This window comes from Pseudomonadota bacterium (genome assembly GCA_039815145.1).
Lineage (GTDB): Bacteria > Pseudomonadota > Gammaproteobacteria > Steroidobacterales > JBCBZW01 > JBCBZW01.
Window position 1 is genome coordinate 1 of the sequence record JBCBZW010000243.1, and the last position, 3887, is coordinate 3887.

A 3887-nucleotide genomic window follows, 5' to 3' on the forward strand; every position below is an offset into this window, starting at 1 on the left:
GCCAGCAACGCGGTGAACGAGTCGGCACGCGCCTTCCGCGCGGCCAGCCCCCTCTCGCGCCAACGCCAGCTCGAGCTCGAGGCCCAGCTGGCCCAGCGCAGCGAAGACTGGCCCCGCGCCAAACAGGTGTTCTCGGCGCTCAAGGAGTTCCACCCCAACAACCTCGACTATCACCTCGCCCTGGCCGAGAGCCTGGCCAGTCAAGATGACGGCGATGGCTTCGAGGCGCAGATCGCCGCCGCACGCCGCCTGCCCGCCCCAGCGGGCGAGGACCCGCGGATCGATCTCTCCGAGGCTTGGTACTGGTACAACGTGGGGGACTACGCGCGCTGCCTCGCGCTCACCGCGACGGCCCGCGAGAAGGCCACCGCCCAGGCCGACGACTACGCCCTCGCCGAGGCGCTGGTCGCGAGCGGTCGTTGCGATGACAACTACAATCCGAGGGTATTCCTGGAGGCGCGGGAGATCTTTCAGCGCCTGAACATCCAATCACGCGAACCGGAGATCCTGCGCCAACTGGCCAGCCACGAGTACGCCGAAGCCAACATGGAGGGCTACCTCGGCTATCTGGAACAATCGGTAGGCCTCGCCAAGGCCATGGGTAACGAGCCGCAGCTCGCCGCCTCGCACAACTCCCTCGCCGTGGCCTACGATCTGCACGGCTGGCTCGGCCGCGGACTCGCCCTCAAGCAGCAGACCGCCGCCTATCAACTCGAGCGCGGTAACCGAAAGCGCTACGCGATCGCCCTGGAGAACATCGGCGTCTCCCTCTTCAAGCTCGGTCGCTACGTCGAAGCCTTGGAGATCATCGACCAGGCGGAGGTGGTGTTCGGCGAGGTCGACGATCGCATCGGTATTGCCTGGCTGCCCTATCGGCGCGGTCAGATCGCCCTGCGACAGGGCAAGCGTGACCTCGCCCGCGAGCTGATGGAGCAGGCAAAGGCCAACGCGGTGGAACGCCCCGAAGGCAACCTCGCCCTCGAAGCGTCCTACGAACTCGCCATGAACGACTTCTTCGGCGGTGACCTCGCCGCTGCGCACGGGGCGATGAGCGAGATCGCCAAGACCTTCTCCAACCTCGGCCTCAGCGCCAGCGTGGCCGAAGCGCAGGTGGTGCTGGCGCGCATCGCCGCGCAGCGGGGGCAGCTCGAGCAAGCCCGTGAGCACCTCGACGCCGCCAGCGCCGCCCTAGACGAGGGCGCCGCCTACTTCGCTCTCTCCATCGCCATCGAGAACACCAACTTCGACCTGCACCACTCGCCCTCGGCACGACGCGAGGCGTGTGGCGAGCTCGACGCGAGGGCTGAGGGACAGGAGCACGGCGTGTACCGCTTGCGGGCGATGGCGCGCCTGGCCCTGTGTCGAAACGACGGACCCGACGCCGATGCGCAGGCGGCGCTCGCTATCCTCGATGAGGTGCGCGAACAGGCGACGGCCTTAGGCGTGTTCGAAGCGGCGCTCTCCGAAGCGGTGGCGCGTGCCGCCGTGCTCGAGGCATCGGGCGACCGCGATGCCTCGAGCGAACTCATCGCGCAGGTGGCGCGAACCGCAGAGGAGGCCCGTTGGGGCGCGCGGCCCCTGCCGGATCAGTATCGCCAGCTGGCGAACTAGCCGGCGCCGCACTCGGCGGCGCTAGACGGGCGGGCGAGGAGCTACTCCGCTTCCTCGATGGTGATGCTGTTCATGCGCAAGGGCTTGTCGGTCTTGCCGCTGCTGCTGCCGTGACCTTCGATCGCCTTCACCACGTCCATGCCCTCCGTGACCTTGCCGAACACGGGGTGCTTCGATTCGGTCTGCGTGTCGAACCAGTCGAGGAAGGTGTTGGCGGAGGTGTTGATGAAGAACTGGGAGCCACCGCTGTTCGGCTGGCCCGTGTTCGCCATGCTGAGGGTGCCAGGCTCGTTGGAGAACTTGGCGTCCTCCAGGAACTCATCGTCGATGCTTCCGTGGGGCGGGCCGCCGGTGCCCGCGCGAGGGGAGTTCGGATCCTTAGAGTGGGGGCAACCGAACTGCAGCATGAAGCGCGGGATGACGCGGTGGAAATGCAGGCCGTCGTAGAAGCCGCTCTTGGCGAGGTCGACGAAGTTCTGACCCGTGATCGGCATTTCCTTGAGGTAGATCTCGGCCTTGAAGGTGCCTTCGCTGGTGTCGAAGACGGCAACTGGGTTGCTCATGCGCTACTCCGTTCGTGGGGCGTGACTGCCGGCGGAGGATTGTAGCGAAAAGCCGCCGACTGAGTGACCGGGGGGCGCCTCAGGCCCGGCGGCGCGCCTCCAACACGAGAATCCCGGCCACGATCAGCCCACTGCCCACCACCTGCGCGAGCGTGAGCGTCTCACCGAGGACCAGGTAGGCCGCGAACACGGTGGCCGCAGGGCCGATCGCGCTGATGAGACTGCCGCGCGCCGCCCCCACCCGGGCGATCCCCACCCCCATCAGGAACAGCGGCAGCACGGTCACCGCCACCACCATGAAGGCCATCAAGGTCCAAAACTCGGTGGGCAGGGCCGCGAGGTCCGCGAAGCTGCGGGTAAACAGCAGATGCGCACCCATGCCGACGCCCGCAGCGGTCATGGCGTACACCGTGAAGGTCTGGCTGCCGATCTTCTGACTAACGTTCGCGTTGACCATGTAGTACGCGGCGACGCCGGCAGCTGACAGCAAGGTCAGGCCTGCGCCGAGGGCGTTGGCCTGCAGCAGGGTGGCGTCTAGGCCGCCCACCGCCAGCACCACCCCGCCGTAGGTCACCGCCATCGCCACCAGCACCCGTCGCCCCGGGAGTCGGCGCTCGATGAGCGCGAGCGCCGTCACCACCAGCAGGGGGTAGGTGAACAGCAGCATGCGTTCGAGGGCGGCGTCGATCATGGTCAGGGCGTAGAAGTTGACCATGGCGCCCGCGTAGTAGCTCAGCAGTCCCACGCCGATCACCGGCAGCAGGATGGCGGGCGGCACGGCGAACAGGCGCTTGGGGCCCACGCGCAGCAGCGCCCAGGCCCAGAAGCCCGGCACGGCGAGCACGGAGCGCACGGCCGAGACGGTCACGGGATCGCCCCCTTGGGCGTACATCAGCTTGGCGACGATGCCCTTGAAGGAGAGCAACACCGCGCCGGCGATGACGAAGACGACGCCGGCGAGCAGCCCGCGAGTGGGCGCCTCACGCCTTCCATCGCTCAAGAAGCGGTCACAGCGCTCTTCATCTCCGCGATCACCTCATCGGTGCTAGCCACCCGCCCCCACAGGCGACGAAAGCTCGTGAGCGTGGCGTCCTGCATGGCGTCGCTGCAGGTGCCCGTGGCATCGCTCACCAGGGCTACGCCGTACTGGCGATCGGCCGCTTCCATGGCCGTCATGCCCACGCAGTTGTTGGTGGAGACGCCGGTCACCACGATCTCCTCGATGCCGCGGGCGCGCAGCACGCTGTCGATGGCCGTGGAGCCGAAGGCGCCGATGGTGGTCTTGTTCAGCACCACGTCGCCCGGGTGCGGGGCGAGCGCCGGCACGATCTCGTGCTCCGGCCGCCCGACGTGATTGCGGGTGGCTTCGAACCACTTGCGCAGGTGCGCGGGCGCGTCGCTGTAGTCGGCCATCGTCGGCCCGAGCGTGATGTAGACCACCAGGGCGTTCAGCGACCGAAAGCAATCGAGCAAGCGCTGGGCCATTGGTGCGCATCCCGATGGTGTACCACCAGTGATAAACCCCCGAGTAACACAGATCAACTGGGTTACCAGCCCCTGCTTGGGTAAACGCGTCAATGGCAGCCGGTCCAAACTGCGGGTCCCAAATGGCATGGGCAATGGGTGATGTATTCAGCGGATCTTTAATCCATATCTCAAAGTTGCCTTGCCAGGCCACATGAAAAAGAATGCCGGAAATCCATAAAAAGATAA

Annotated in this window: 4 protein-coding genes and 1 pseudogene; 1 reads left to right on the forward strand and 4 read right to left on the reverse strand. The window is 66.8% G+C overall.

The features are described from left to right. The coding region (locus tag AAF184_25115; GenBank protein MEO0425638.1) for a tetratricopeptide repeat protein at nt 1-1611 on the forward strand (1611 nt) is incomplete at its 5' end. A gap of 41 nt (nt 1612-1652) precedes the next feature. Here AAF184_25115 and AAF184_25120 read toward each other — a convergent pair. From AAF184_25120 to psaB, 4 genes and pseudogenes are all read right to left on the reverse strand, one after another. Further along, nucleotides 1653-2174, reverse strand: coding sequence for a peptidylprolyl isomerase (locus tag AAF184_25120; protein MEO0425639.1), 522 nt, complete (start codon nt 2172-2174; stop codon nt 1653-1655). A 79-nt stretch (nt 2175-2253) separates the two neighbouring features. Continuing rightward, on the reverse strand, nt 2254-3174 hold the full coding sequence (locus AAF184_25125) for a DMT family transporter (protein MEO0425640.1): 921 nt from the start codon (nt 3172-3174) through the stop codon (nt 2254-2256). Beyond that, complete coding sequence (locus tag AAF184_25130) at nt 3171-3659, reverse strand: isochorismatase family cysteine hydrolase (protein MEO0425641.1); 489 nt, start codon at nt 3657-3659, stop codon at nt 3171-3173. The genes AAF184_25125 and AAF184_25130 overlap by 4 nt, the downstream gene beginning before the upstream one ends. Beyond that, nucleotides 3655-3887 (reverse strand): annotated as a pseudogene (psaB, locus tag AAF184_25135) (photosystem I chlorophyll a apoprotein A2). The gene AAF184_25130 and the pseudogene psaB overlap by 5 nt, the downstream one beginning before the upstream one ends.

What these genes read in the sequence shown, in the direction of transcription:
- AAF184_25120 (MEO0425639.1), bottom strand. Translation starts at nt 2,174, where the DNA reads ATGAGCAACCCAGTTGCCGTCTTCGACACCAGCGAAGGCACCTTCAAG.
- AAF184_25130 (MEO0425641.1), bottom strand. Translation starts at nt 3,659, where the DNA reads ATGGCCCAGCGCTTGCTCGATTGCTTTCGGTCGCTGAACGCCCTGGTG.